This is a genomic window from Emticicia agri, from assembly GCF_004168285.1.
GTDB classification, from domain to species: domain Bacteria; phylum Bacteroidota; class Bacteroidia; order Cytophagales; family Spirosomataceae; genus Emticicia; species Emticicia agri.
Map to the genome: position 1 here is coordinate 82,940 of NZ_SEWF01000017.1, position 24,314 is coordinate 107,253.

General features: G+C 37.6%; 19 protein-coding genes and 1 tRNA gene. 10 read left to right on the top strand and 10 right to left on the bottom strand.

Features of this window, described 5'->3' with window-relative positions; translation table 11 throughout:
- Positions 1-35 precede the first annotated feature (35 nt).
- From EWM59_RS13200 to EWM59_RS13225, 6 genes are all read right to left on the bottom strand, one after another.
- The gene (locus tag EWM59_RS13200) at positions 36-1,118 is read right to left on the bottom strand and encodes an efflux RND transporter periplasmic adaptor subunit (protein ID WP_130021450.1); all 1,083 of its coding nucleotides are present in this window, start codon (positions 1,116-1,118) and stop codon (positions 36-38) included.
- Between the two features lie 86 nt (positions 1,119-1,204).
- Entirely contained in the window at positions 1,205-1,648 is a 444-nt protein-coding gene (locus tag EWM59_RS13205; protein WP_130021451.1) for a hypothetical protein, read from the bottom strand.
- 307 nt (positions 1,649-1,955) lie between these two features.
- A complete protein-coding gene (locus EWM59_RS13210; RefSeq protein WP_130021452.1) occupies positions 1,956-2,726 on the bottom strand; it encodes a sulfite exporter TauE/SafE family protein in 771 nt (256 codons plus the stop codon).
- A 183-nt stretch (positions 2,727-2,909) separates the two neighbouring features.
- Positions 2,910-3,881, bottom strand: a complete 972-nt coding sequence (locus EWM59_RS13215) for an aldo/keto reductase (RefSeq protein WP_130021453.1) — start codon at positions 3,879-3,881, stop codon at positions 2,910-2,912.
- Between the two features lie 107 nt (positions 3,882-3,988).
- On the bottom strand, positions 3,989-4,543 hold the full coding sequence (locus EWM59_RS13220; protein ID WP_130021454.1) for a hypothetical protein: 555 nt from the start codon (positions 4,541-4,543) through the stop codon (positions 3,989-3,991).
- An 83-nt stretch (positions 4,544-4,626) separates the two neighbouring features.
- Positions 4,627-6,723, bottom strand: a complete 2,097-nt coding sequence (locus EWM59_RS13225) for a molybdopterin oxidoreductase family protein (protein WP_130021455.1) — start codon at positions 6,721-6,723, stop codon at positions 4,627-4,629.
- A gap of 244 nt (positions 6,724-6,967) precedes the next feature.
- On the opposite strand from EWM59_RS13225, the gene EWM59_RS13230 reads away from it, so the two are divergent.
- From EWM59_RS13230 to EWM59_RS13245, 4 genes are all read left to right on the top strand, one after another.
- Positions 6,968-7,040 (top strand) — tRNA-Lys (locus EWM59_RS13230).
- Between the two features lie 388 nt (positions 7,041-7,428).
- The gene (locus tag EWM59_RS28780) at positions 7,429-7,971 is read left to right on the top strand and encodes a transposase (protein ID WP_130021492.1); all 543 of its coding nucleotides are present in this window, start codon (positions 7,429-7,431) and stop codon (positions 7,969-7,971) included.
- 151 nt (positions 7,972-8,122) lie between these two features.
- The gene (locus tag EWM59_RS13240; protein ID WP_262709274.1) at positions 8,123-8,539 is read left to right on the top strand and encodes a transposase; all 417 of its coding nucleotides are present in this window, start codon (positions 8,123-8,125) and stop codon (positions 8,537-8,539) included.
- A gap of 120 nt (positions 8,540-8,659) precedes the next feature.
- Positions 8,660-12,151, top strand: a complete 3,492-nt coding sequence (locus tag EWM59_RS13245; protein ID WP_130021457.1) for an amidohydrolase family protein — start codon at positions 8,660-8,662, stop codon at positions 12,149-12,151.
- 136 nt (positions 12,152-12,287) lie between these two features.
- Here EWM59_RS13245 and EWM59_RS13250 read toward each other — a convergent pair whose 3' ends face one another.
- The 3 genes from EWM59_RS13250 to EWM59_RS13260 all read right to left on the bottom strand — a co-directional run bounded on the left by EWM59_RS13250 (position 12,288) and on the right by EWM59_RS13260 (position 15,802).
- Complete coding sequence (locus tag EWM59_RS13250; RefSeq protein ID WP_130021458.1) at positions 12,288-13,082, bottom strand: hypothetical protein; 795 nt, start codon at positions 13,080-13,082, stop codon at positions 12,288-12,290.
- 27 nt (positions 13,083-13,109) lie between these two features.
- Entirely contained in the window at positions 13,110-15,254 is a 2,145-nt protein-coding gene (locus tag EWM59_RS13255) for a fibronectin type III domain-containing protein (protein ID WP_130021459.1), read from the bottom strand.
- Positions 15,255-15,478: 224 nt separating this feature from the next.
- Positions 15,479-15,802, bottom strand: coding sequence for a LytR/AlgR family response regulator transcription factor (locus EWM59_RS13260; RefSeq protein WP_130021460.1), 324 nt, complete (start codon positions 15,800-15,802; stop codon positions 15,479-15,481).
- A gap of 352 nt (positions 15,803-16,154) precedes the next feature.
- Here EWM59_RS13260 and EWM59_RS13265 point away from each other — a divergent pair, with 352 nt between their 5' ends.
- The 5 genes from EWM59_RS13265 (at position 16,155) to EWM59_RS13285 (ending at position 22,592) form a co-directional block, all read left to right on the top strand.
- Positions 16,155-17,936 carry a sensor histidine kinase gene (locus tag EWM59_RS13265; RefSeq protein WP_130021461.1) on the top strand — a complete coding sequence of 594 codons (1,782 nt, stop codon included), beginning with the start codon at positions 16,155-16,157 and terminating at the stop codon, positions 17,934-17,936.
- A 53-nt stretch (positions 17,937-17,989) separates the two neighbouring features.
- A complete protein-coding gene (locus tag EWM59_RS13270) occupies positions 17,990-18,745 on the top strand; it encodes a response regulator (RefSeq protein WP_130021462.1) in 756 nt (251 codons plus the stop codon).
- Between the two features lie 563 nt (positions 18,746-19,308).
- A complete protein-coding gene (locus tag EWM59_RS13275; protein ID WP_130021463.1) occupies positions 19,309-20,406 on the top strand; it encodes a fatty acid desaturase family protein in 1,098 nt (365 codons plus the stop codon).
- A complete protein-coding gene (locus tag EWM59_RS13280) occupies positions 20,396-21,454 on the top strand; it encodes a fatty acid desaturase family protein (protein WP_130021464.1) in 1,059 nt (352 codons plus the stop codon). The genes EWM59_RS13275 and EWM59_RS13280 overlap by 11 nt, the downstream gene beginning before the upstream one ends.
- 145 nt (positions 21,455-21,599) lie before the next feature.
- Positions 21,600-22,592 (top strand): YCF48-related protein, encoded by a 993-nt coding sequence (locus EWM59_RS13285; protein WP_130021465.1) that lies wholly within the window; start codon positions 21,600-21,602, stop codon positions 22,590-22,592.
- Between the two features lie 62 nt (positions 22,593-22,654).
- Here EWM59_RS13285 and EWM59_RS13290 read toward each other — a convergent pair whose 3' ends face one another.
- Positions 22,655-23,098: a hypothetical protein gene (locus tag EWM59_RS13290; protein WP_130021466.1), complete on the bottom strand. Its 444-nt coding sequence runs from the start codon at positions 23,096-23,098 to the stop codon at positions 22,655-22,657.
- A gap of 270 nt (positions 23,099-23,368) precedes the next feature.
- Between EWM59_RS13290 and EWM59_RS13295 the strand changes: the two genes are divergently transcribed.
- Positions 23,369-24,277 (top strand): NAD(P)/FAD-dependent oxidoreductase, encoded by a 909-nt coding sequence (locus tag EWM59_RS13295; protein WP_130021467.1) that lies wholly within the window; start codon positions 23,369-23,371, stop codon positions 24,275-24,277.
- The last annotated feature ends 37 nt before the right edge of the window (positions 24,278-24,314 follow it).

Genomic DNA, 24,314 nt, shown 5'->3' on the forward strand with positions numbered 1-24,314 from the left:
TCTGAAACCAATAAGGCCGTCGATGAAATGAATAATTACTCTGCATGAAGATTTTTCAAGTCTTCAACAACCGCCCTGTAAGGTTTAAATTTAGTTTTGATATGGTCTCCGTTTTTAACTTTACGCAACCCCTCAACTATAATTTTATCATTTGGAGACAAGCCACTCGTAACCGTATAAATGTGAGGCATTTCAATTCCGGTTGTTATCTGTCTGGTTTGAACAGTACCTTTTTCATCTACCACAAACACAAATTTTTTATCTAAAATATCGAAAGTAGCTTCCTGAGGAATCAGAAGAACATTTTTAAGATAAGAAGGCAATAGAATTGTACCTGTTTCGCCGTGTCTTAAAATACCTTCCGGATTTGGGAATGTAGCCCGGAAAGCAATGTTTCCTGTTTCATTATTAAAATCTGCCTCAACCGTCTCAAAAAGACCATCATGGTTAAAAACCTCATTATTGGCCATCAGTAGCTTCACTTTCTGAGGTCCTTCTTTTTTGATACGGGTAGCATAGTCGAGATATTCTGCTTCCGGAACATTAAAATAAACCCAGAGTTTACTATTGTCAGAGAGTGTAGTGAGCAATTCTCCTTCATCTACCAGACTCCCCAAACGTATATGAAATCGGTCCATGATACCGCTAAAAGGCGCATTGACAGTAGTTAGCCCAAGGTGAGTACTTGATAATTTTAAGTCTGCTTTTTCACGGTCAAGTTTTGCTTTGGCCAAGGCCAGTTCTTGAGGTGATACCACGTTTTTGTCAGCCAGAATTTTGGTATTCTGGTACTCAATTTCAGCATACTCTACATCAGCTTTCGATTTTTCCATTTCTGCTTCATATATTAGAGGCATAATCTGAAACATCGGTTGTCCTTGTCTGACATGCTGGCCTTCATCAACAAATATTTTTTGCAGATATCCTCTTTCTAAAGAGCGCAGTTCGATATGATTGCTGGCCCGGATTTGACAGACGTACTCTTTATTAATAGAAGTATCAACCCTTATAGGGCTACTTACTACAAACTCAGACTCTTCTTCTTTTGTATGCTCAGCGTGGCTACAACCTGCCATATACAAAGCAGTGATTGCTAAAAAAATGATTGAATATTTCATGAATATTTTAAAAATAAGAATGGTAAAGCCTATTGATTGAAAGAAATTTCAAACTGAATAATGCCTTAAAAAATATAGATTTTTACTTACAGGATGTAAGAAACCAATTGACTAAATGGAATCTTCCAGGAATGGTGTAGTAAGAAAAAGGGAATAGTAATTCGTTTTTGAAGAGATAAATTAAAATTTATAAACGAACTCTCTAAGAAATTAAAGTTAAAACGTGAGATATGTAGCGGGAAACCGCTTTCTGTAGAATCATCTTCCGAACTTTCATCAGAAGAATCTACCTCTTCTCCGGCACTCAGGATTGATAAAAAATCGTATGGAAGCGTTGACTCCCAATCCTGAAAAATTATGTTGCCAGTATGCTCGTGACTTGTACTGAAAGATGAGCTATTGATTCTTTCATTTTCAGATGTATAGCTACTGCCTTCAACAAAAATAGAAGTAATTAAGAATAGGCCACAAACCATCCCAAATAATTGGAATAGCGGGCTTACTATACTATTTCTATTCAAGATTTTCATACGTGCTGCAAAGCTACTAAACCATTTTCAAATATTGATACGGCTGTCTCATTGATGCTTCAACAATTTCTAATAAATACAATATACTATATTAAATTAATAGATTGATAATCAATACATTACAATATTAGAAATATATAAAATCTTGAAATAATGTAAATTTAATGTGCAAATTTTAATGACATTTTAACTGCGTTTTAAGTAGTAATTAACCGATTTTAAGGCTCAAGAAGATATTTGGAGTGTGGAGTGATTTGTTGGAATCAATAAAGGGGGATTTTTAGAGCATTGCAGTTTGAGAACTTCATTATTGGAGTATTTGCAACACATCATACCCAAATCTAAAAATCAATCCAAAAACTACAATCAGAAAAATCACTCGTACAAAGGCATTTCCTCGCAGAATAGCTATTTTGCTTCCCACATAAGACCCTGCCATATTACAAATCATCATCGGGAAAGCTATCTGAAACATCACAAATCCTTTGCTGATAAAGAAAATCAGAGAAGCTATATCTGCTATTACATTTACTACTTTTGAAATAGCTGAGGCCGATAAAAAGCTATAGCCGATAATACTTACAAAGCCAAATACTAACAAACTACCCGTACCCGGCCCTACGAAACCGTTATAAAAACCTGTTGTCATACCAATCAGCAATCCGCAGAAAGGAATGACTTGTAAGCTAAATCGGAGTTTTTCTTCCTGTCCCAAGTCCTTTTTACGATAGCTATAGATAGCTATGACAGTCATTAAAATCAGAATGGTAGGCTTCAGAATACGAGCGCTCATCATACTTGACAACAATGCGCCTGTATATGACATCACAGCGGCACCAATACCTGAATAAATGACAGTCTTCCAGGGTATCTTTACTTTTTTAGCATACTGATACCCTGCCACAGCCGTACCCATAAAAGAAGAAAAGCGATTGGTACCAATAATCTGCGGCACCGAATAGCCGGGAAATAAAATAAACAAAACAGGGACTTGCACCAAGCCCCCACCCCCTACGATAGAATCGATAAAGCCTGCAAAAAAAGCAGCTATACAGGCGATGATTGTTGTTGAAAACATACTTTTTTTGGAGAAAGGAAAAAGGAGAACGGAACAAGGAAGAAAATTTTAGTCCTTTATTAGACTAAGATTATTGTCGTACGCTAACCTTACTTAGTTTCCATACGGCGAACTGGAAGCGCCCGTCGCTCGGTTCGCGCCATAAAAGTCCGTTTTCCTTGTTCCATTCTCCCTTCTCCAATTTTATTGCGACCACTCTGTTGGGGTTCTATCCCAACGATGGCTTTTGAGTTTTAAGCGAAGATTTTCGTCTAATTTCTTGCCATCACTGGTACCGATATTGGCTTCTACATGGCGTATTTTTCTCATACCCGGTATAATGGTATGCACATCATCATTGCCTAAGATAAAACGTAAAGCCATTTCGGGCATCGTCATGCCTTCAGGTACCAATGGTTTTAATGCGTCAGCATGTTCTACACTTGGAATCAGGTTCTCAGGCACAAAATAAGTCGAACGCCAGTCATCGGCAGGAAATGTTGTTTCTTTAGTCAATAAGCCTGTCAGGGTACCTTCATCAAATGGCACACGGGCTATTACGCCAATATCCAGTTTTTTACATAATGGGAATAACTCATCTTCCGGGTTCTGGTCAAAGATATTATAAATCACCTGTACGGTGTCAATTAAACCAGTTTTCAGGGTTTCTAATACATTATTTGGCTCCCAACGATTTACACTGATACCGAAGTTTTTTACTTTACCCTCTTGCTTGAGTTTAGTAACGGCTTCTTTCCAATCATCGTTATTAGCCCAGGCATCTTCCCACACATGAAATTGTTGCAGGTCTATACAATCAACTTCCAGATTTTTCAGACTCTTTTCTGTATATTCGATAATGTGGCTGGCCGGAAAACAATCTTCTAATAAAAAATGAGATTTTGAAGGCCATGTAAAGTTCTTAGGTGGAATTTTGGTAGCAAAATAGAGGCGCTTCTGCGCATATTTTTTCAATACATTCCCTAAAATCTCCTCGCTTTTTCCTGCACCATAACCCCAGGCTGTATCAAAAAAATTACAGCCTAATTCAACCGAACGGTCAAGCGACTGCCCTACCTCGTCCTGGTCGGAGCCAGTCCACCCTGCTAATCCCCACATACCATACCCTATTTCGCTGACGTTCCAGTCGGTACGTCCAAATCTTCTATACTCCATGTTTTTCTATAATTATGTGATAAAATGCTTTTTTTTGGAGAAAGGAGAATGGAAAAAGTAATAATTTTTGTACTTTCTCCGTGTTTCGTTTTCCATGTTCCGTTCTCCTATTTTTTCTTTACTACCTTAACAATCCATGCAATAACACCTATCAGAAACAAGGCGATGCTCATACCAAAAGCTATCCACTTGAACATTCCGGCGTTAGAGGCAAAACTGGCTGCGGCATCAGCTCTTTCCGGAAAAGCATTAAGCATGGCAATAATGCCTGCATTTTCTGCAAAGTCGCCGATAGTGGCTAAAATGGGAAATATATTTAATTGATGTATAAAACTATTAGGGGCAAAACCTTTTTTAAATACATAGCTTAATAGCAGAACATTGGTAATAGTGTAAATGATAGGATAAATAATATCAATTACTGCTTCGGCAAATAAGTAATACTTTCTTCCTTCCTCTCCATACGCATTTAATTTATCATAAGCTTCATCAGGCGTAAAACCAAACATTAAGTCTAAAACACCCACTATACCGGTAGGGTCAAATTTACCTTGCATATAAGGAAGAATTCCCGCAGAAATAAGCATTTGCAGACAAAAGAAAATCAATACATTTCGCCCCAAAGCATAACGACGGGCAAAGTTAGAAAGGGAGGTAAGCATTGCAGTTAGTAGGTTAGATAAGTGAAAAGATTGGGTACAAATATAGAGAAACGAGTGCAAATTTGCCTGTATTTTTAACTATTTCAACTTACTTTTTCCACTTTTACGGCTACATTATTAAAAGCCGCATTGCCTGTCAGTTCATCTAAAACATATTCATCTGTTAAATCATTGATGCTTACACCTGCATATCTGGCCGCTATATCTAATTGTACTCCTTTGCGGGCGTGTCCATAGCCGTGTGGCATACTTACAACCCCTTGCATCATGTGGTCAGTAATTTCAACGGGTAGTTCAACACATCCAACCCTTGAACTCACTTTAACTATCGACTGACTATCCAGATTCAATTGTTGTGCGTCGGCTGAGTGCATCATTAAAGTACATCTATTCCGGCCCTTCACTAATCGCTCTGAATTATGCATCCACGAATTATTATCTCTCAGGTGTCTTCGGCCAATCAACAGGTAATTAAAGCCATGTTGCATTCCAGTATTTCTTAACGATTGTTGCAGTCTGTCTATATCTTTAACCAGAAGTTCGGGAGCAATATTGATTCGTTTGTCAGAGGTCAATAACCGTTGTGGCAAACTGGGCTTCAAAGCACCTAAATCAATTCCATGAGGATTGTCTTTTAGCTGTTGCAAAGAGAGTTGATAAGGCCCGAACCTTAAACCCATATCTAATTTTATTTCGGGTGGTTCAGGAGTAAAAGGAGTAGCTAATGAGTGGGTTAAACGATGCGCTAATTCCTGATAAATTTCCCAATCGTATTTAGCTCCATCTGCCTTTGAAAACAAGGCTTCTGAGTATTTGGCTGTGTTTCTGACTGCCAGAACATGAAAAGTCATGTCATAATGGGAAACTTCTAATCCGGTAGCAGGGGGTAAAATAATATGGGCATGACGGGTAGTTTCATTGATGTAAATATCAATAGCCACCATAAACTCTAATTGCTCGAATGCTCTATCTAACTGCCCTCCATTAGGCGTGGAAAGTACAGGATTACCACAGCTGATAATCATGGCTTTTATTTGTGACTCTCCATCGGTCAGCATCTCTTCTGCCATAGTAGCCACAGGTAACTCACCCAAAAATTCAGGCAACTTTCTGACCCTGCTTTGCCAGCGATTAAATTTATTTTCTGATTTGGCCCTTGCCAGAAAATCTACTGCCGGGCTTGTAAACATAGCCCCTCCTGTCTTATCTAAATTTCCTGTCAATACATTGATAGCATTAATGAGCCATTGAGCAATACTACCAAATGTCTGCACTGATACCCCTACCCTACCATAACAAACAGCCGCTTTTGCCTGCGTAAAATCATAAACCAATTGCCGGATTTGTGTGGCTGCAATACCTGTTTGCTTTTCTACTCTTTCGGGAGTAAATGATGAAGCTATTTCCTTCAAGGTCTCTACTCCATCAGTAAATTCAGATAATTTGCCTAAATTATAAAGATTTTCGGCAAAAATAACCTGAATCATGGCTAACAGAAGAAAAGCATCTGTACCGGGGCGGATAAAATGATGCGTATCAGCCTTAGCAGCTGTCTCCGTAAATCTTGGGTCTATTACTACTATTTTACCTCCTCTTTTCTGAATAGCTTTTAAACGATTAGCCACATCGGGCACCGACATAATACTGCCATTAGAGGCAATCGGGTTTCCGCCAATAATGAGCATATAATCTGTATGATCTATATCTGGAACAGGCATTAACATAGGGTGTCCGAACATTTGCCATGCAGCAAAATGATGGGGTAACTGGTCGGCAGAAGTAGCAGAAAACAGGTTTTTTGTGTGCAAAGATTTAGCAAAAGCCGGAGAATTCATAGAAGTACCCAGATTATGCACCGATGGATTCCCCTGATACATTCCTACGGCATTATTTCCATATTTTGACTTTATATCCTTTATCCGGTTGACAACTTCTTCAAAAGCCTCTTCCCAGGAAATCTGTTGCCAACCCTCTGCGGTACGTTTAACCGGGAATTTCAATCGATTGGGGTCTTCATAGATATCTTTTAATGCTACTGCTTTAGGGCATATATGTCCACGGCTAAAAGGGTCATTTTTATCGCCCTCTATTTTGGTTACTTTCCCGGATTCTACGCTTATTTCAAGCCCGCACATGGCTTCACAGAGATTACAAGTGCGGTAATGTGTCAACGTTTGCATAAGTCTTTTAGCAGATAGTAATACAAGCAAGTTAGCAGTTTTTTGAGATACTCTTCTGAAACCGAAAATAATTTTAGTAGAATTGACAGAGGCAATTCAAAAAAAATTAAATTTGCAAGGTTGGAGACCGCACGGCTTGGTAGCTCAGTTGGTAGAGCAATTGAGCGAGCGTCGCCCGGTATGCGCTACTCGCTCTTAATTAATGGGTCGAGAGTTTAAACAAAATAAATATAAAATAGTCATTGACTCCGTAGCTCAGTTGGTAGAGCAATTGACTCTTAATCAATGGGTCGAGAGTTCGAGCCTCTCCGGGGTCACAAATAGTAAAAGCCTTGTAATTAGACAATTATGAGGCTTTTTTGTTGATTTATAATTCATCTATACAATATGTTCGCCATTGGTGATAGTTAAAAGGACAAAAGCACTTCTATAAAATGTTATAAGTTTTCCCGACCCAAACATCTTGTAAAATCGGACCGACGATGCGGTGCCATTTATTACCTAACTATTAAACGTACTTGACGGGCAGTTCAGTGCGACGAATTTACAACATTTTGCTTTCATCGTTGAAAGTATTTTAGGATTATCTAACTCTGTGACGACTTTATCAGTTTCACGCTTTAGTTCATTGAGTTATCGGACAGTACAACACTTCTACGCCTTAAAAGAGGTAAATTGGCTTTTGGTAAATCTACTTTTGTTTAAATTAGTTTATCAAAAGGCAAGCCATATCTTTTAGCAGCAGATGAAACAGTTAAGACAAAATCGGGCAAAAAGACCTATGGGATAGGTTTATTTTATTCCTCCATTGCCAATCAGGTCATCCCATCTATCAGTTTCTTAGCTATCAGTATCATTGATATTGCCAGTGAAACCTCTTACATTATAGGGGTTAAGCAATTACTAAACGACCCCAAAGCTGAAGCATCTGCTAAAAAGAACAAGCTATCAAAAGCATTAGCAAAAATCCAGGTCTCAAAACTCAAAGGTAGACCGAAAGGCTCAAAAAACAAAGCTAAATCAGAGTCACAAGGAGCATCCTATCAAGTTTTGAAAACCTTTTTAGCACTTGTTTGTAGTCAGTTAAAAGTTTTATTGCCTGATTTACAGTGTTTTCATTTGGTACTTGACGGCTTCTATGGGCATGAAAGCTATCTGCTTTTAGCCTTGGACAACAGCTTACTAATTATCTCTAAATTTAAGTCAAACGCTCACCCAATTTTGCCTTACCTCCACAGGAAGACCTAAAACCAAAGCAACAATGGTTGATTTAAACAAAATTGATGCAAAATCTTTTGTCAAGACTATCGAAGATAAAGAATCTCATGTCAAAACAAATCTCTATTAATTCAAGGCTTATACGCCTAAAATGACTAATTGCTTGCTTAATGTTGTGGTTATGATACATATTCATCAACTCACACAAAGGCAATCAAGAACTGTGGTTTTTACAAACGATATGAATTTAGATACACTCACTATTATCAAATTTTACGCTTTGCGTTTCCAAATCGAGTTCAATTTTCGAGACGCTAAACAATATTTTGGATTAGCTGATTTCAAAAACTATAAACAAATACAGCTAACTAACGCCATAAATATTGCTTTTTCGATAACAACTATAAGCAAGCTAATATTGGAAAAATATAAAATATTATTGAACTGTCCGACTATGGGTATAATTGACTTAAAAACCGTTTTTCGCTCTCAAAAATATGCACAAGTACTTTTAAATAATAATAATTTTGACCCTGATGATTTTTTAAATAGCCCTCAATTTATAAATATCGCCCGATTGGAGGCTATTCATATTTGACTTTGGCGAACATATTGAAGTTGCATGCTTTTTAGTTATATTATTTCCTTTCTCCCCACCCAAATCCCCAAAAATTTTAATATTTTTACCAAAAAACACTTCTAAAAAAACTTCTTTTAAATGAAACCTGAATTTACCCTGAAATCAGCCCTGCTTAGTATTGGCATTGGGTGCTGTGTGGTGGCTGGTGTCTTTGCTTCTAAAGGTCGCATCTATTCGCGGCTACTTTCTGCCCTGCAAGATACTACCAAACAAACCAAAGACACGACCAAGTATATACGTTACAAAGATTTACCGCTCAAAGCGTCCCGCACGCTACGCACCAACACCACCGAGGGCACGTGGCTATCGGTCGATGTGAGTCCCGATAGCAAAACGATTGTGTTTGATATGATGGGCGATTTATTTACGATTCCGTTTGCAGGTGGCAAGGCTACGAATGTAACCAAAGGGATGGCTTTTGATACACATCCTCGCTTTAGTCCGGATGGTAAAAAGTTGTTGTTTATCTCTGACCGCACAGGGTCAGACAATGTTTGGTACATCGACTTTGAGAAAAAAGATACAGTACAGGTAACCAAAGACCGTGACCAGAACTTTACTTCGGCCGACTGGACACCCGACGGCAAATACATTGTCTATTCGAAAGGCCGTATGAACGTGCAATTGTGGATGGTACACCACGATGGTGGCGGAGGGGTACAATTGATTGACACACCTGCAAACCTGAAAACGATTGATGCAACGGTGGGTCATGATGGCCGTTATATTTATTTCTCGCAACGCAGTGGTGCATGGAATTATAATGCCATGATGCCGCAATACCAGATTGGTGTCTACGATCGTGACAATGCCAAACGCACTACCATTACCTCAAGATATGGCTCGGCCTTTACGCCTACGCTTTCGGGCGATGGCAAATGGATGGTATACGGCACGCGCTACGAAGATAAAACAGGATTGGTGCTACGTAATTTAGAAAACGGCGACGAAAAATGGCTGGCCTACCCTATCCAACGGGATGATCAGGAGTCAATCGCTACAATGGGGGTTTTGCCGGGTATGTCGTTTACGCCTGATAACTCAGCCGTGTTGGCTTCTTATGGCGGCAAGATTTATAAAATCGGGGTGAATGGTGAGAAGCCTGTGGCGATTCCGTTTAATGTGGATATGGAAATTGAAATGGGGCCTCAACTGGAATTTAAATACCCGGTTTCAGATACCAGCCACGCCCTGATTACTCAGATTCGTGATGCGATTGCTTCGCCTGATGGGAAGAAATTAGCCTTTACGGCATTGAATCGTCTCTATATAGCAGATTATCCGAATGGCACTCCTCGCCTGATTACGACCAACGATTTCACCGAAGCTCAACCGGCCTGGTCGAGCGATGGCAAGAATCTGGTATTTACAACCTGGACACCGGAAGGAGGTAATCTATACAAAGTAAATGCAGAAGGCACACCTAATTTGCAGAAATTGACTCAATCGTCTGCCTTATATGCCCAACCAGTCTGGACACCAAAAAACGACCGTATTGTGTTCATTCGCACTCGTTTACAAGCCTTTAAATCGTCTATCGGGCCTGTGGCCAATGGTTCGGAAGACGATATTTGCTGGATAGATGCCAATGGTGGTGCTGTTACGGTGATAGACAAAGCCCGTAACCGCTCTACGCCGCACTTTGTGAGCAGCCAGACAGACCGCATTTATCTGAGCGGTGGTGATGGTGATTTGCAGTCTATTAAATGGGATGGTACGGACGAAAAAACGCATGTAAAAGTAACGGGTATCACCACTTACGGAATGAGCATTGAAGGTGAAGATTTTGCGCATAACTGTATGCTCTCAGAAAAAGCGGCTCAGGCTATGGAAGTAAACCGTCCTTCGCCTGCTTCGCAGATTATTATGGCACCCGACGGCGACCAGGCGTTGGCACAGATTAATAACGAGATTTATACGCTGAATGTACCGAAGACGGGTAAAACAGTGAATATCTCGGTGGCAGACGTGGGGTCTGCGCAGTTTCCGGCTAAAAAGCTGACTGAACTGGGCGGAGAGTTTCCGTCGTGGTCGAGCGATTCGAAGAAAGTGCATTGGTCGTTGGGACGTTATCATATCGTATACGATTTAGAAAGAGCCAAGACTTTTGACGATAGCGTGAAAGTGGCTAAAAAAGCCGAAGAGAAACGCAAGGCAGATTCGTTGAACAAAGCAAAATCGGACACTATTAAGATTAAAACCGATAGCGTGAAAGTAAAAGATGCGAAGAAAGCAGCCGTGAAAAAAGAAGAGCCGAAGTATAAACCACAGGAAACTGAGATAAAAATCTATTTCAGCCGTGATATGCCTACGGGAGCAGTCTTGTTGAAAGGCGCTCGTGTAATTACGATGAAAGGCAATGAGGTGATAGAAAATGGCGATATATTAATTGAAAACAACCGTATCAAGGAAATAGGCAAGAGCGGGACGCTGAAAGGGACGGGCAAGGCCAAAGTAATAGATGTAAAAGGGAAAACGGTCATACCAGGCTTTGTGGATACGCACGCACACATGTGGCCGCAGTGGGGTATCCAGAAAAATCAGGTATGGGTCTATGCTGCTAATTTAGCGTATGGTGTAACGACTACCCGTGACCCTCAAACGGCTACGACCGATGTATTTACTTACGGTGATATGGTAGAAGCGGGTAAGATTGCCGGGCCGAGAATCTATTCAACAGGGCCGGGTGTTGGTTTCTGGGCGTATAATATCAAAGATTCAACGGGGGCGATTAATGCTTTGAAACAGTATAGCAAATACTATAATTCGAAGTATATCAAGATGTATCTGACGGGGAATCGCCAGAGTCGCCAGTGGATTATTAAGGCAGCGAGAGATCAGAAATTGATGCCCACTACCGAGGGTGGTCTGAACTATAAGCTGAACATGACCAATATGATTGATGGTTATCCGGGTCATGAGCATGCGATTCCGGTGTATCCGTTGTATAACGATGTGGTGAAAAGTATTGCTTACTCGCAAATGGCGGTTACACCTACCCTATTAGTATCGTATGGCGGGCCTTTTGCTGAAATCTATTATTTTGAGACTGAGAATCCATATCATGACAAGAAGATGCAGCATTTTATGCCGTATGATGAACTGGCAGAGAAAACTCGTCGGGTAAGTACGTGGTTTTTGCCGGAAGAACACGTGTTCCAGAAACATGCGAAATCGATGAAATCGATGGTGGAAAGTGGTTCTTTGGCAGGGATTGGTAGTCACGGAGAGTTTCAGGGATTAGGGTATCACTGGGAATTGTGGTCGATGCAAAGTGGGGGCATGAAAAACCATGATGCCTTAAAAGTGGCTACTATTTTGGGTGCAAAAGCCCTTGGATTAGACCAGGATTTAGGTAGTATCGAAAAAGGTAAACTGGCTGATTTGTTGATTATGGATAAGAATCCATTGGAGAACATCCGTAATTCGAATACGTTGAAAATGGTTATCAAGAATGGCCGTGTGTATGATGCGAATACTTTGGATGAGGTTTATCCGGCTCAGAAGAAGTTGATTCGTACGGAGTGGACTTTTGAGAAGCCTGCGAATACGACGGGGTTGGAGGATTAAGAGGCCCCTAACCCCTGAAGGGGAACTTTTAAAAAACAAAATCCTTTCTTCTTGCGAAGAGAGGATTTTATTTTTATTTGAAATTTCAGAATATTTTGAAAATATTATATTATCCAATAAAGGTGAAAATTCAGAATCATTTCTTATTACTTTTGTCTTCTAATGCCGCTAATTTTCCTTTTAATAAGCTAATTTCCTCAGCTTGATTAGCCGTATAGATTGTTAGTTCTTCAACTTTTTCTAATAGTTTGGCAATGATTGTATTCATTTCTACGCCCTTTTCTACCACCTCCTTAGCAGAAGGGACATTAGGCAAACGTTTATGCACTCTGGCAAAATTCATTACCTCTCCTATAGGCATTAACTGATAATTACTTTCAAATACCTTATCAGACCACTCTCTCTCGTGATTATATTTGATTCGGAAATCAGAAAGCAAAAATGACCCGTCTGCATCTAAAGCTAAAAACTCACGGTCATTGATTTTTAATGAGGGTGAATTTAAACCAATACGCATATTTACTACCCCTTTTACATCTAACGGGTAACGAGGGGCGGCTGTACCAATACCAACCTTTATATTGGTATTGGCAGTATCTCCTAAAACGATAGCATTGTTGATGGCAACTTTGGCATTTACCCCTACTGCCACTGAATTTGAAATAGCAGAGGTAGTTCCGTTTGAATTACTTCCCAAGAAAACATTATTTTGCCCTGTTATAATAGTATTAGCTGCATTAAAACCTAAAATAACATTTGAAGTATTTTTTGTCTTTAAAATAGACGACCCATTGATACGATACGAACTTGTATCAGGAATGGTAATACCACTCTTTACAGCCAGAATACTATTGGCCGGAGTTTCAATTATCTGTGCCATTGTATTGGTCACAGAAAGTATAAATAATGTTAAAACGATGATATTTTTCATTGTATAAATATTTGAATATGAGTGTTCTTAATGTAAAAAGTTTAATTGAGCAGCCTGCAGGAATTTCACTGTTGGCCCTTGTGCGTAAGTAATTTGTTGTGCTTGTGCTACATATCCTGCTGGTACTGTAACAATATGCTTAATCTGCACTATATCAGCGTTAGTAGGCAGTCTGTTACATGACCATATCGATGGGTCATTCCATGCCCCATCTTTTATAGAAAACATATTTGTACAAGTAGTAGGTGTTGAAAAAGTACTTGGTCCTGCGTAAGCAGTACTTACAGTTGGTGTACAAAACAATTTCACCTGCCATTCATATACTGTATTGGCATTTAACCCTGACAGTGTATACAATGAGGTAGTTAAATTGTTGACTGTTGTCCATGAACCATTACTTTGCAAGCGCCATTGCAAAGAATAGGTACCCCCTGCATAGCCGCCAGACCAATTCAATTGTGCTGATGTGGCCGTTAAATTTGAAATAGCCAGATTATTAGGCAAAGGGCAAATAGTTGAAAAAGAAACAGGAGTGGCATAGCTAGAATTAACACTCTGTGAGCAATTGACACGTACCTGCCATTGATAGGAAGCTCCTACTGTCAAACCTGTTAACTGATACGAAGTGGTGGCTATATTGCTAATGGTTGTCCATGTATTACTACCTGTTAATCGCCATTGCAATTCACTGGTTACGCCACTCATGCCTACATTCCAGTTGAGTTTAGCACTGGTAGAAGTAATATCAGTAGTAGTCAGATTTGTAGGCAAAGGGCAATTGGTTGTAAAATTATTCAGACTACTAAAGGCTGTATTGAGTGGAGAACACAGCGTTCTTACCTGCCATTCGTAACTGGTTTGTGCTGTCAACCCACTGATTGGATGGATAATAGTAGAATTAGGCGTTGGTGTTGGGGCATTCACCGTCTGGGTTGTCCAGGCAGTATTACTTCCTTGTACCCGATAGCGAATCTCATAGCTAATACCCGAACTAACACTTAGCCAGATTAAGTTTGTGGTAGTGAGTGTTGTATTCCCCGTTCCCAAGCCAGTTGGAGCTGCGCAGAGAGTTGTGAAGTTTGTTCCTCCTATATATGCAGAAGGGCTTCCTGATGAGCATGTAGTTCTTACTCTCCATTGATAAGGTGTATTAGGTGATAGTTCAGTTAAAGTAACATTCCCGCCATAGCCATTACCATCACTTTGAATATTAGTAATAGTTGTCCAGGTTGATGAATTCGTAGGTTTATATTGCACTTCAAATAATGCATTCTGTTCATTACATTCCCATCCTAAACTTATTGAGGTTGACGCAACGCTATAATTTGATAGTGCCCATGGCATCGGACATATAGTAGTAAAGTTTGTACCACCAATATAAGCAGAAGGACTTCCTAATTCACAAATGGTTTTTACCCGCCATTGATAGGTCGTATTAGGTGACAAACCTATTAGATTAACATTACCACCATACCCATTATTGTCACTTTGAATATTAGTAATTGTTGTCCAGGTTGATGAACTAACGGATTTGTATTGTAATTCAAACAATGTATTCTGTTCATTACATTCCCATCCTAAACTTATTGAAGTTGATAACAAATTGTAGTTTGATAGCGCCCAGGGAGATGGACACACAGTAGTAAAGTTTGTACCTTCAACATAAGCAGAAGGACTCCCCAACTCACAAATGGTTTTTACCCGCCATTTATAAGTCGTATTAGGTAATAACTCTGTTAAACTAACATTTCCACCTTGACCATTACCATCACTTGGAATATTAGTAATAGTTGTCCAGGTTGATGAACTAACGGATTTGTATTGTAATTCAAACAATGCATTCTGTTCATTACATTCCCATCCTAAACTTATTGAGGTTGATAACAAACTATAGTTTGATAGCGCCCAGGGAGATGGACACACAGTAGTAAAGTTTGTCCCCTCAATATAAGCAGAAGGGCTTTCCACTTCACAAATGGTTTTTACCCGCCATTGATAGGTCGTATTAGGTAATAACTCTGTTAAACTAACATTTCCGCCCTGACCATTACCATCACTTGGAATATCAGTAATTGTTGTCCAGGTTGATGAACTAACGGATTTATATTGTAATTCAAACAATGCATTCTGTTCATTACATTCCCATCCTAAACTTATTGATGTTGATAACAAATTTTAGTTTGATAGCGCCCAGGGAGATGGACAAGCTAAAGAATTAGATGATGATATTTGAGTAGTACTTTCAAAACTATGAATAGAATTTGTCTCATTAAGATTTTGCAATTGCCCAAACGATACTACACTACTCAACAAGCATATACACCAAAGGAAATGTCTTTTCATGATGTTTTTAATTTATAATGAATGATTAATTAAACGATTGTATATAAGTACTTCTAATGCAAACATAGATTGAGGGCAATCTCCTTCAACAAGTTTCTCTTCCTTCTCGAAACAAGTAATCTATGATTACCTGAAACATAGATAAATATATCTTTATCAGAAATTTCTATGGAGTGGATATGGTTGCTATTAACCAGCAATGAGCGGTGGATACGTATAAAATTTGAGTAAGACTTTACCTGATCAGCTATTTTTTTCAGGGTGTAAGAGATAATCAACTGTCGCCCGTTTGTCAGATTCACTTTCGTATAATTAATATCTGATTCAAACCAGGTAATGTCTTCGGGGTTAAGGGTAATTTTTTCAGTAATCTTCATAGTCACTTTAGCAATTAAATAGTAAAGAATTCCCAGGTGCTTTTAATTTTCATTCAAAAAATCTTAACTGACACAATCTTTATTGTACCAGTGTTTTTAAAAATAGAAATGACTGCAATATCAGTGATGTTGTGAAAGAAGAGATATAGAGTTTGTGAAATGTATTTATCTGTTGATGAAATGAAGAAATGCTTTTGTAAAGCCTGCTCTGGTCTGAAAAACAAAATTTCCAGAATTCGCCTTTAAATAAAATTATGTGGATTTTGTGCGTAGATTAACCTATTTTTACTTGCAAAGAGTAAGATTCTTTTTTAAGAAAAGAACGTTTTTTTTGAATTGTAACAATCTATCCATGAAACAGCAGATTGATTTTGTGAATTGTAGTTTTCATGAATTTTATAAGATTCTGTCAGTGCTATTTTACAAAGTGTTTTTTTTATTATTAATAGGCTATGTTAGTTTTTTCTTGAGTTCTTATCAGTGTTTTGGGCAATCAAAAATTGAAGAAAGAAAATTAACTTATGCAAAAGATGTGTACCGGGATGCCATCCTTAAAAAAGATTCACTCTTATTGGCCGAGGCATATTATTTATTAGGTAAATGGGAATTTAATACCAAACGGAGTTACCTCCGCTCTAAGATGTGGTACATTAAGTCGCTGAACATTTTAGAGAAAAAACCCTTGATATATGAATCAGGCAGAATTCACGTCAGGCTATCAGAGTGTGAACAAAGCCTTGGCAACTATATCCAGAGTTTTTTTCATTGCTACAAAGCCATCAGTATTCATCAGATAATTAATTCTCAGAAAGGATTAATTATTGCTTACGTTCATCTGGCAAAGTTGCACTCCTATAACTGGTCTACTACCAACGGAATTACAGTAGCTACGCATCTCGACAGTGCTGTTTTTTACCTAAACAAGGCCGAAGCATTAGCTAAATTAACAGATGATAAAGAGGCCATTAAACAAATCGGCCTCGATAAAGGGCAAATACATCTGGAAGACTTTGACAATTATGCCAAAGCAGGATACAAACAATTAGATTCAGAGCCGGAAGAAGATAAATATACTACTTTGGCGCTTGCCACGCTTCATCATTTTAAAGCTAAACTTTTAAATAATAATTTGGAAGAAGCAAAATTATTGCTCGACAAAGCCGATCGTCTGTTTCATGAAAAATGCCCTTTAAGTATGGAGGTAAATATACTTCTGCAAGCATGTAATGCTTTATATGCTGTTAAAAGAGGCGACTGGATAAATGCCTATAACTATCAGGTAAAATTAACAGAGTTAGAAAAGCGCAAGTTATCAGACGACAGAGCCAGTTTATTAAAGTTGTTAGGTAGCGCAAATGAATCAAGTAACCAGGAATTATTGCTCGAAGCCCAAAAACAGGAATTAGTATTACAAACCGAGAATTTTAAACGCCAGAACAACCTTTTTTATATAGTTGTTACGCTTTCTTTACTATTATTAGGTTCTGCTATTGTTTTCTATATTCTTTTTAGAAAGTATCGCAAGGTCAGTAATCAAAATGCAGTATTGGTAAGAGAGCAAAGCCATAGATTAAAAAACAATTTACAGGCATTGTCAGATTTGTTACACTTGCAAAGCAATCGTTTAAAAGATAGCAAAGTAAAGCAGGCCGTTGAAGAGATTCAGCTTAGGGTAGAGGCCATGACAACCCTCCACAAACTTTTGTACAACGGTAATCAATTAGCAATGGTTCCTTTACCTGATTTTCTTGCAGAGGTAGCAGAGATTGTACTACATAGTTTTGACTGCAAAAATGTTGAATTATCAATTAATATACCGGATGTTTACCTGACTCCAACCCAGGCACTACCTCTGGGGCTGATACTCAACGAACTCACCACCAATAGCTGCAAATATGCGTTCCCCAATAATCCTTCGCCGAAATACGCAATTAATATAAGTATTGAAAAAGAAATATTGACCATGATTATAGAGGATAATGGGCAAACTGACTTTTCAGAAAAAGTAAATCTTGATAAACCGAAGTCGTTCGGATTACAGCTCATTCAGATGCAGGTGATGCAATTATATGGCTCTTATAGTCTATTATTTAAAAAGGGAATGTATTTCGAGCTAAGTTTTCAGATTCGTTAAAAACAGGCTCAGCTAATATAACTTTCTTATATACCATTTTAAAATACAATGCTATGACTTCAGAAAATTTAAAAGTCCTTATTGTTGAAGACGATGTATTAACTGCCCAGGTAATTAAAGAGACTATTGAGCCTGCCGGGTTTAAAGTGGTTGCCATAGCCCGACAATCTGATGAAGCACTTGCCTTGCTTATTAATAATAAACCGGACTTGGTACTTTTAGATATTAATCTTGACAATTCAAATTTAGATGGAATTGCTTTAGCCCAGTTGATTAATAAAATACAACCTTTGCCTATTATCTTTTTAACCGGAAATGATAGCCCTGAGGTTTTTAAACGTGCCAAACTGACAGTTCCATTTTCTTATCTGGTAAAGCCCATCCAGCCAAGAATGTTAATCACTCAAATTGAGCTCGCAGCGCAATATTTTTATACTAATGTAAATTCCGACCAAACTGTTATCAATCAAGACTTTTTTTTACCTGTCAAACAGGGAGAATTAAAGAAAATAAACATTGCTGAGGTTACTTATCTGGAAGCAAGTGGTTCTTATGTCATTATTCACTCTGTTGATGGCTCTGAAGATATCTATGCCATGAATCTGAAGTACCTGTCTCAACATTTTTCTTTCCCCAATTTTTATAAACTTTCAAGAACATTTTTGATTAATCTTAAATATCTTGAAAAGCTTGATGCCTCTGAATTATGGATGAAGTCTTCTACTAAAAGTTTGAGTATCCCGAGAGAGCGCAAAAATGATTTGCTTAATCAAATCAGGATAGTAAGAACCCAAAATGCCAAAAAGTGATATTTTGAATGGGACATTAATTAATTTTCATCTATGTCCATATTTTCAAAAATATCTGAAAATTCCATAAATTCAAATAAAATTATTTATTCTAAAAAATTTTATCTGAAAAATAATAGTAGAAAACCTTTATTTTTCTGTTTAAAAGTAATAGCTAATTCAATCCATATTATAAGTTTTTCAGCAGTTTTCTTAAATTTATAATCCCGAAAAGAAACATCATACAAGCAATAGGATAGTTAAGAAATTTCTTTAGAGGATTGTTATAAAAAGTTTTCATGGCGTGTTTGTGCTATTCTGTTTTTATTTTTGACCCCACAAAGGTCATAGAAAATATAGCGCTGCTCAACTAAAAATGCTTGGATGGCAGGGTTTAGTTTTTGAATGGTGGGTTTGGAGAATTAAATGGTGAGAAACTATGATATGACTCTGTTAATTTCTAAAGCATATCTTTCTTAGATTAAGAAAGAAACAAGAATATCTATACCGTTCTGACAAACTTTATTTCAATGAAATACAATATTCCTTTAACTAAAACGCTATACGTTTAAATAGTTAAGCGCATGAACAAACTTAAATTCTCGAAAGACGAGGGATCTGCATTTTATAAAGAACTAATAGAGCGGATAGACTTGTACTTTGCAGAAAAGGAGATTCATAAGACTGGAAATCATATCATGTTATTCAAGATTTTTATGTATTTCAGTCTTGATATTTTGTTATATTCCCTCATGATTACCAGCACTTCGCTTACCTCATTTTATATTTTTTATTTGCTCATGGGGCTTTCTATTCTGCTTACTGCATTTAATATATCACACGATGCCGCACATGGAGTAGCTGTAAAGAGTAAGTTCTGGAATAAATTTCTTTTTTCGATTAGTTTTAATCTACAAGGCAACAATGCCTATGTATGGGGTAAAAATCATAACGAGTCACATCATCTATATACCAATATTGAGGGTAGCGATATCGATGTATTGAATAACCCTGTGTTTCGTATGACAGAAAGTCAACCAATCAAATGGTTTCATCGATATCAATTTATTTATGCGCCTTTTTTATATCTTCTTTACTCCCTTAATTGGTTCTTCTTCAGAGAAACGCTCATGCTGTTTAACTACTCAAGCAGAACTATAAAAATAGAAATTCCACCCATCGAAATTGTCAGATTAATTATCTATAAGCTGCTCTATATAGGTTATATGATTCTGATTCCAATTTATTTTTTGCCATTTGGATGGAGTAATGTGTTGTTAGCATTCCTACTCAACCATTTTATGGTTTCATTGCTCTTTGTTGGTGTTTTAGGCGTTTCTCATGTATCTGATTATGTAGCACATCCTTCACCTGATAAAGATAATCAATTGGATATGAGTTGGCCTAAATTGCAGATGTGTACCTCTGTTGATTACAATGCAGATAGCATTTTTTTCAACTGGACATTAGGTGGTTTTAATGCACACGCCTTGCATCATTTATTGCCCAATATCTGTCATGTTCACTATCTGGATATTTTACCGATTTTCAGAGAACTGGCTATCAAACACCAGATAACTTACATGGAAATGCCTTATATAGAATCTCTGAAATCTCATTTCAGGTTCCTGAAGGCAATGGGAACTCAGCAAAAAACTCAACCTATACCATTTGAGAGATAAGCATATACATATTCCGCAAGACAGTGAGTTGCTAAAAATTATCTATGCACAGGTTGCCGAAAAACTTGTTATAGATAAGACAAACTTTCTATTTACTATATGGCTAAAATTTGCTTTCTATGTGTTTTTGATGGGCATAAGTTACACAGCATTATATAAAATTATCAATCCTGTTAGCTTTATTCTTTGCTTTATTTTTTATGGGTTTGCCTCTCTCTTATTGGCCTTTAACTTCTCTCATGACTTTTCGCACAATACTATATTTAAAAGCAAAAACCTCAACAATATTTGCTTTATTATTATTTATACAATTGTAGGTGCACATGCAGAAGCGTGGAAACAAAGACATATTAATTCGCATCACTATGCCCCTAATGTAGAAGATTATGATTCAGACCTGAAAATCTCAAAATTGATTCGTGTCATTCCTGATAGTCAGCATTATTGGTATCATCAATATCAACATTGGTATGCACCTTTAGCCTATACTACTTATTCTTTATTCTGGATATTTATCAAAGATTTTGTTATTCTTTTTTCAAAAGACAGCTATACCTCTAATAAAGGGTTCCGGTATCATGTTTTATTCTGGTTACAAAAGATATGCTACATCAGTCTCGTTCTTTTATTGCCTATTCTTTTTTCTCTGCAACATTGGTCTGTTGTTTTAACTGGCTTTTTCTGTATGCATATTTTTCAATCTTTGTTTTTGCTGTTTACTTTTTTTATGACCCATCATGTAGAAGAAACGCAATATCCTAAAACTGACGCTAATGGGTATATTAATACCTCATGGTTAATGAATCAGATTAAGAGTTCTAATGATATGCACCCTTTCAGTTCAACAGCTAATTTTATTCTTGGAGGTTTTAATAACCATATTGCACATCATTTATTTCCTCATTATCATCATATACATTATCCTCAACTTAACAGGATTTTATATGCCATTTTGCAAGAACACCATATACAACCGAATCAAACAACCTATTGGGGTGGTATTGTCTCGCACCTAAAATTGCTTAAACGCATGAGTTATCGTGGATAGCGGAATTATCATAAAAGGATGATGCCCAATAATCTTTTGCACCCCTACCCCTACCGTTACCTAAAATTCCATACAAAAACACCTGCTCGTCGCAACGTTTTATGGCTCTGAAGTATCTCATAGCTAAACAAGCATATGAATACTCATGAAACAAACCATTTTTTTGTTAGCCACTTTATGGCTCCTGTTAATCAGTTGTAATAGTCAGGAACCTGCTCCTGCCAGAAACCTCTCTTTTGACAAGCTCGTGCAGATAGAATCAGACTTGCCTGTGGGTAATTTTATGGACTTAAGTTTTGCCAACGACTCTACAGGTGTTGCTATTACCAATGGTGGAAATATTTTCAGAACTACCAATGGAGGGAAAAACTGGACTAAACTTGAATCGCCAACTACTAAGTTTCTGAAAAGTATTCAATTCAGTTCCAATAAAAGAGTAGGGTATATTATTGGTGCTGACAATTCAGGAGGAGTGGTTTTGAAATCTGAAGACGCAGGCAAAACATGGCAGATAGTTGAAGAAAGTGCGGCGATTGAACCTCTATCTATTTCGTTTCCTGCGGAGTCGAATGCCTATATGCTTGAAGGAGGCAAGGCTTTATGGAAAATTGACCATAACCTGAAGAGTATAATTAAATACACTTTACCGGATGGGGTGTCAGGCACTTCTGTCAATTTCAGATACGGTAATGAAGGAGTAATTGCCGGGTCTAAAGGTGCTTATTATACCACACAAGATGGTGGTAAAAACTGGCTACCATTCAAGGCGTCTGTTGATAATCAGTTTCATGAAATCTATTTTGCAGATAATACCCCTGTCCTGAAAGGAGATACTACTATAGTTTATGTAAACTCAAAAAACGATTATACTATCCGGAAAATACCTGATGTATTCAAGATGTATTTTATTAATCAGAAGCAGGCCATAGGCGTAGGAATGCACTATGAAGATATGGGCTTCTTTCCTTACGGCGATATTTATATTACAAATGATGGCTGGAAAAACCGGGAGACTAAAACCTTTGGTGGTTCGGTTGCTTTCAAATTTACGGCTTTAGCTAAAATGAGTGAGAATAAATTTATGATAATAGGTTTGGGAAACCTGAAATCATCTGTACTTATTCTGAATACTAAATAAAGAAAATAGAGCGAAGCATGAATAAGTCTTCATGCTTCGCTCCTATATAATTTAGTAAGTACCTACTTCAGATAATACGCTTTCAACAACTTTGTAGCTTCCTCGGCATTTTCTGCACAAGGTTCACAAAAAGTACCCCTACCCTCAACCGGACCTTCATATAGCCAGGTAAAAGTCTTGGAATATTTGCCGTCAAGACTTGCAATTTTTAAAGTATTGTTTTTTCTCGGAATCACATATAAGCGTAGATTATTTGGAAAAAGGACTTTAAATGCCTTTTCACCCTTTAGCATATCTGTACCCTCATACTGCAATTTCATACTTTTTATATCGCCTTCAGGTGTTTTATAAGAATAGTTAATATCGCCTACCTGATTGGCATTTACCCAGAAACCATAGGCTTCAAAGTCTTTGGCACTAAATTTTTTATAGGAGAAATTGGCAACTTTTTGCCCATAAGTAGTAGCTGACAACAGCAGGAAAAGAAAAATCAAAAATCTGTACATGAATTTTATGGTTTGTTATGTATCAATTCATGCTAAAATAGTATGCCAGACCCCCTTTTTACTTACTCTGCCTTTATTTTTCTATACGCTTAGGCTTGCTTAGGTCGCTATCAGCTTTTCAATACAAGCATATCTTTTAATCTATAATCTATCATATAGATGAAAAATTAAGTATCTTCAAAGGAACCATTTGCAACAATATTGCATTTATGAAATTATTAGAATATTTATACAATAATGATTCAATAGTTTTAAAACATATCCAGTAAAATGGCAGATAGTCAGGAGTTTGAAGTAATGATTATAGGTGGTAGCTATGCGGGGTTATCGGCAGCTATGAGCTTAGGGCGTGCTCTCAGAAAGGTTTTAGTGATTGATGGCGGGCAACCTTGTAACCGCCAAACCCCTCACTCACATAATTTTCTTACCCAAGATGGACAAAAGCCACAGGAAATAGCCAATATTGCTTTGGCTCAGATAGCTGCTTACAAGACTGTACAATTCTATAAAGGGTTAGCTACTCATGCGACAAAAACTGCCAAAGGATTTGTGGTTGACGTAGAAAATGAAGTGGTTTTTCATGCTAAAAAATTAATATTTGCTACGGGTCTGAAAGACCTGATGCCTGATATAGAGGGCTTTGCAGCTTGTTGGGGTATTTCAGTTGTTCATTGCCCGTATTGTCATGGCTATGAAATACATCACCAGAAAACGGGTGTTATTGCCAATGGTGATGCTGCTTTTCATTATGCACAATTAATTAATAACTGGACAAAAGACCTGACTATCTTTACGAATGGGGCATCAACACTCAGTGAAGAACAACAGGCAAAGATTAAAAAACATCAGATAAAGATTGTGGATACGCCCATAGAAAGGTTGATACATACAGCAGGTAAAATTGAGAAAATGGCTCTGACAGATGGCTCAACTATTGCCCTTGATGCAATTTATTCACGACCTGCATTTGTACAACATTCAGGTATTCCTGAGGCGTTAGGTTGCGAACTAACTGAAAATGGGTTAATAAAAATTGATAATTTTCAGAAGACAAATGTGGCAGATGTTTTTGCTTGTGGTGATAACTCAAACCCTATGCGCTCGGTGGCAATGGCCGTAGCATCAGGATCGGCAGCCGGAGCAATGGTGAATCATGAACTGATAAATGAAGCGTTTTAAGCTGGAAAATCAGAAGTATAGTCAATAGAGTTAAATA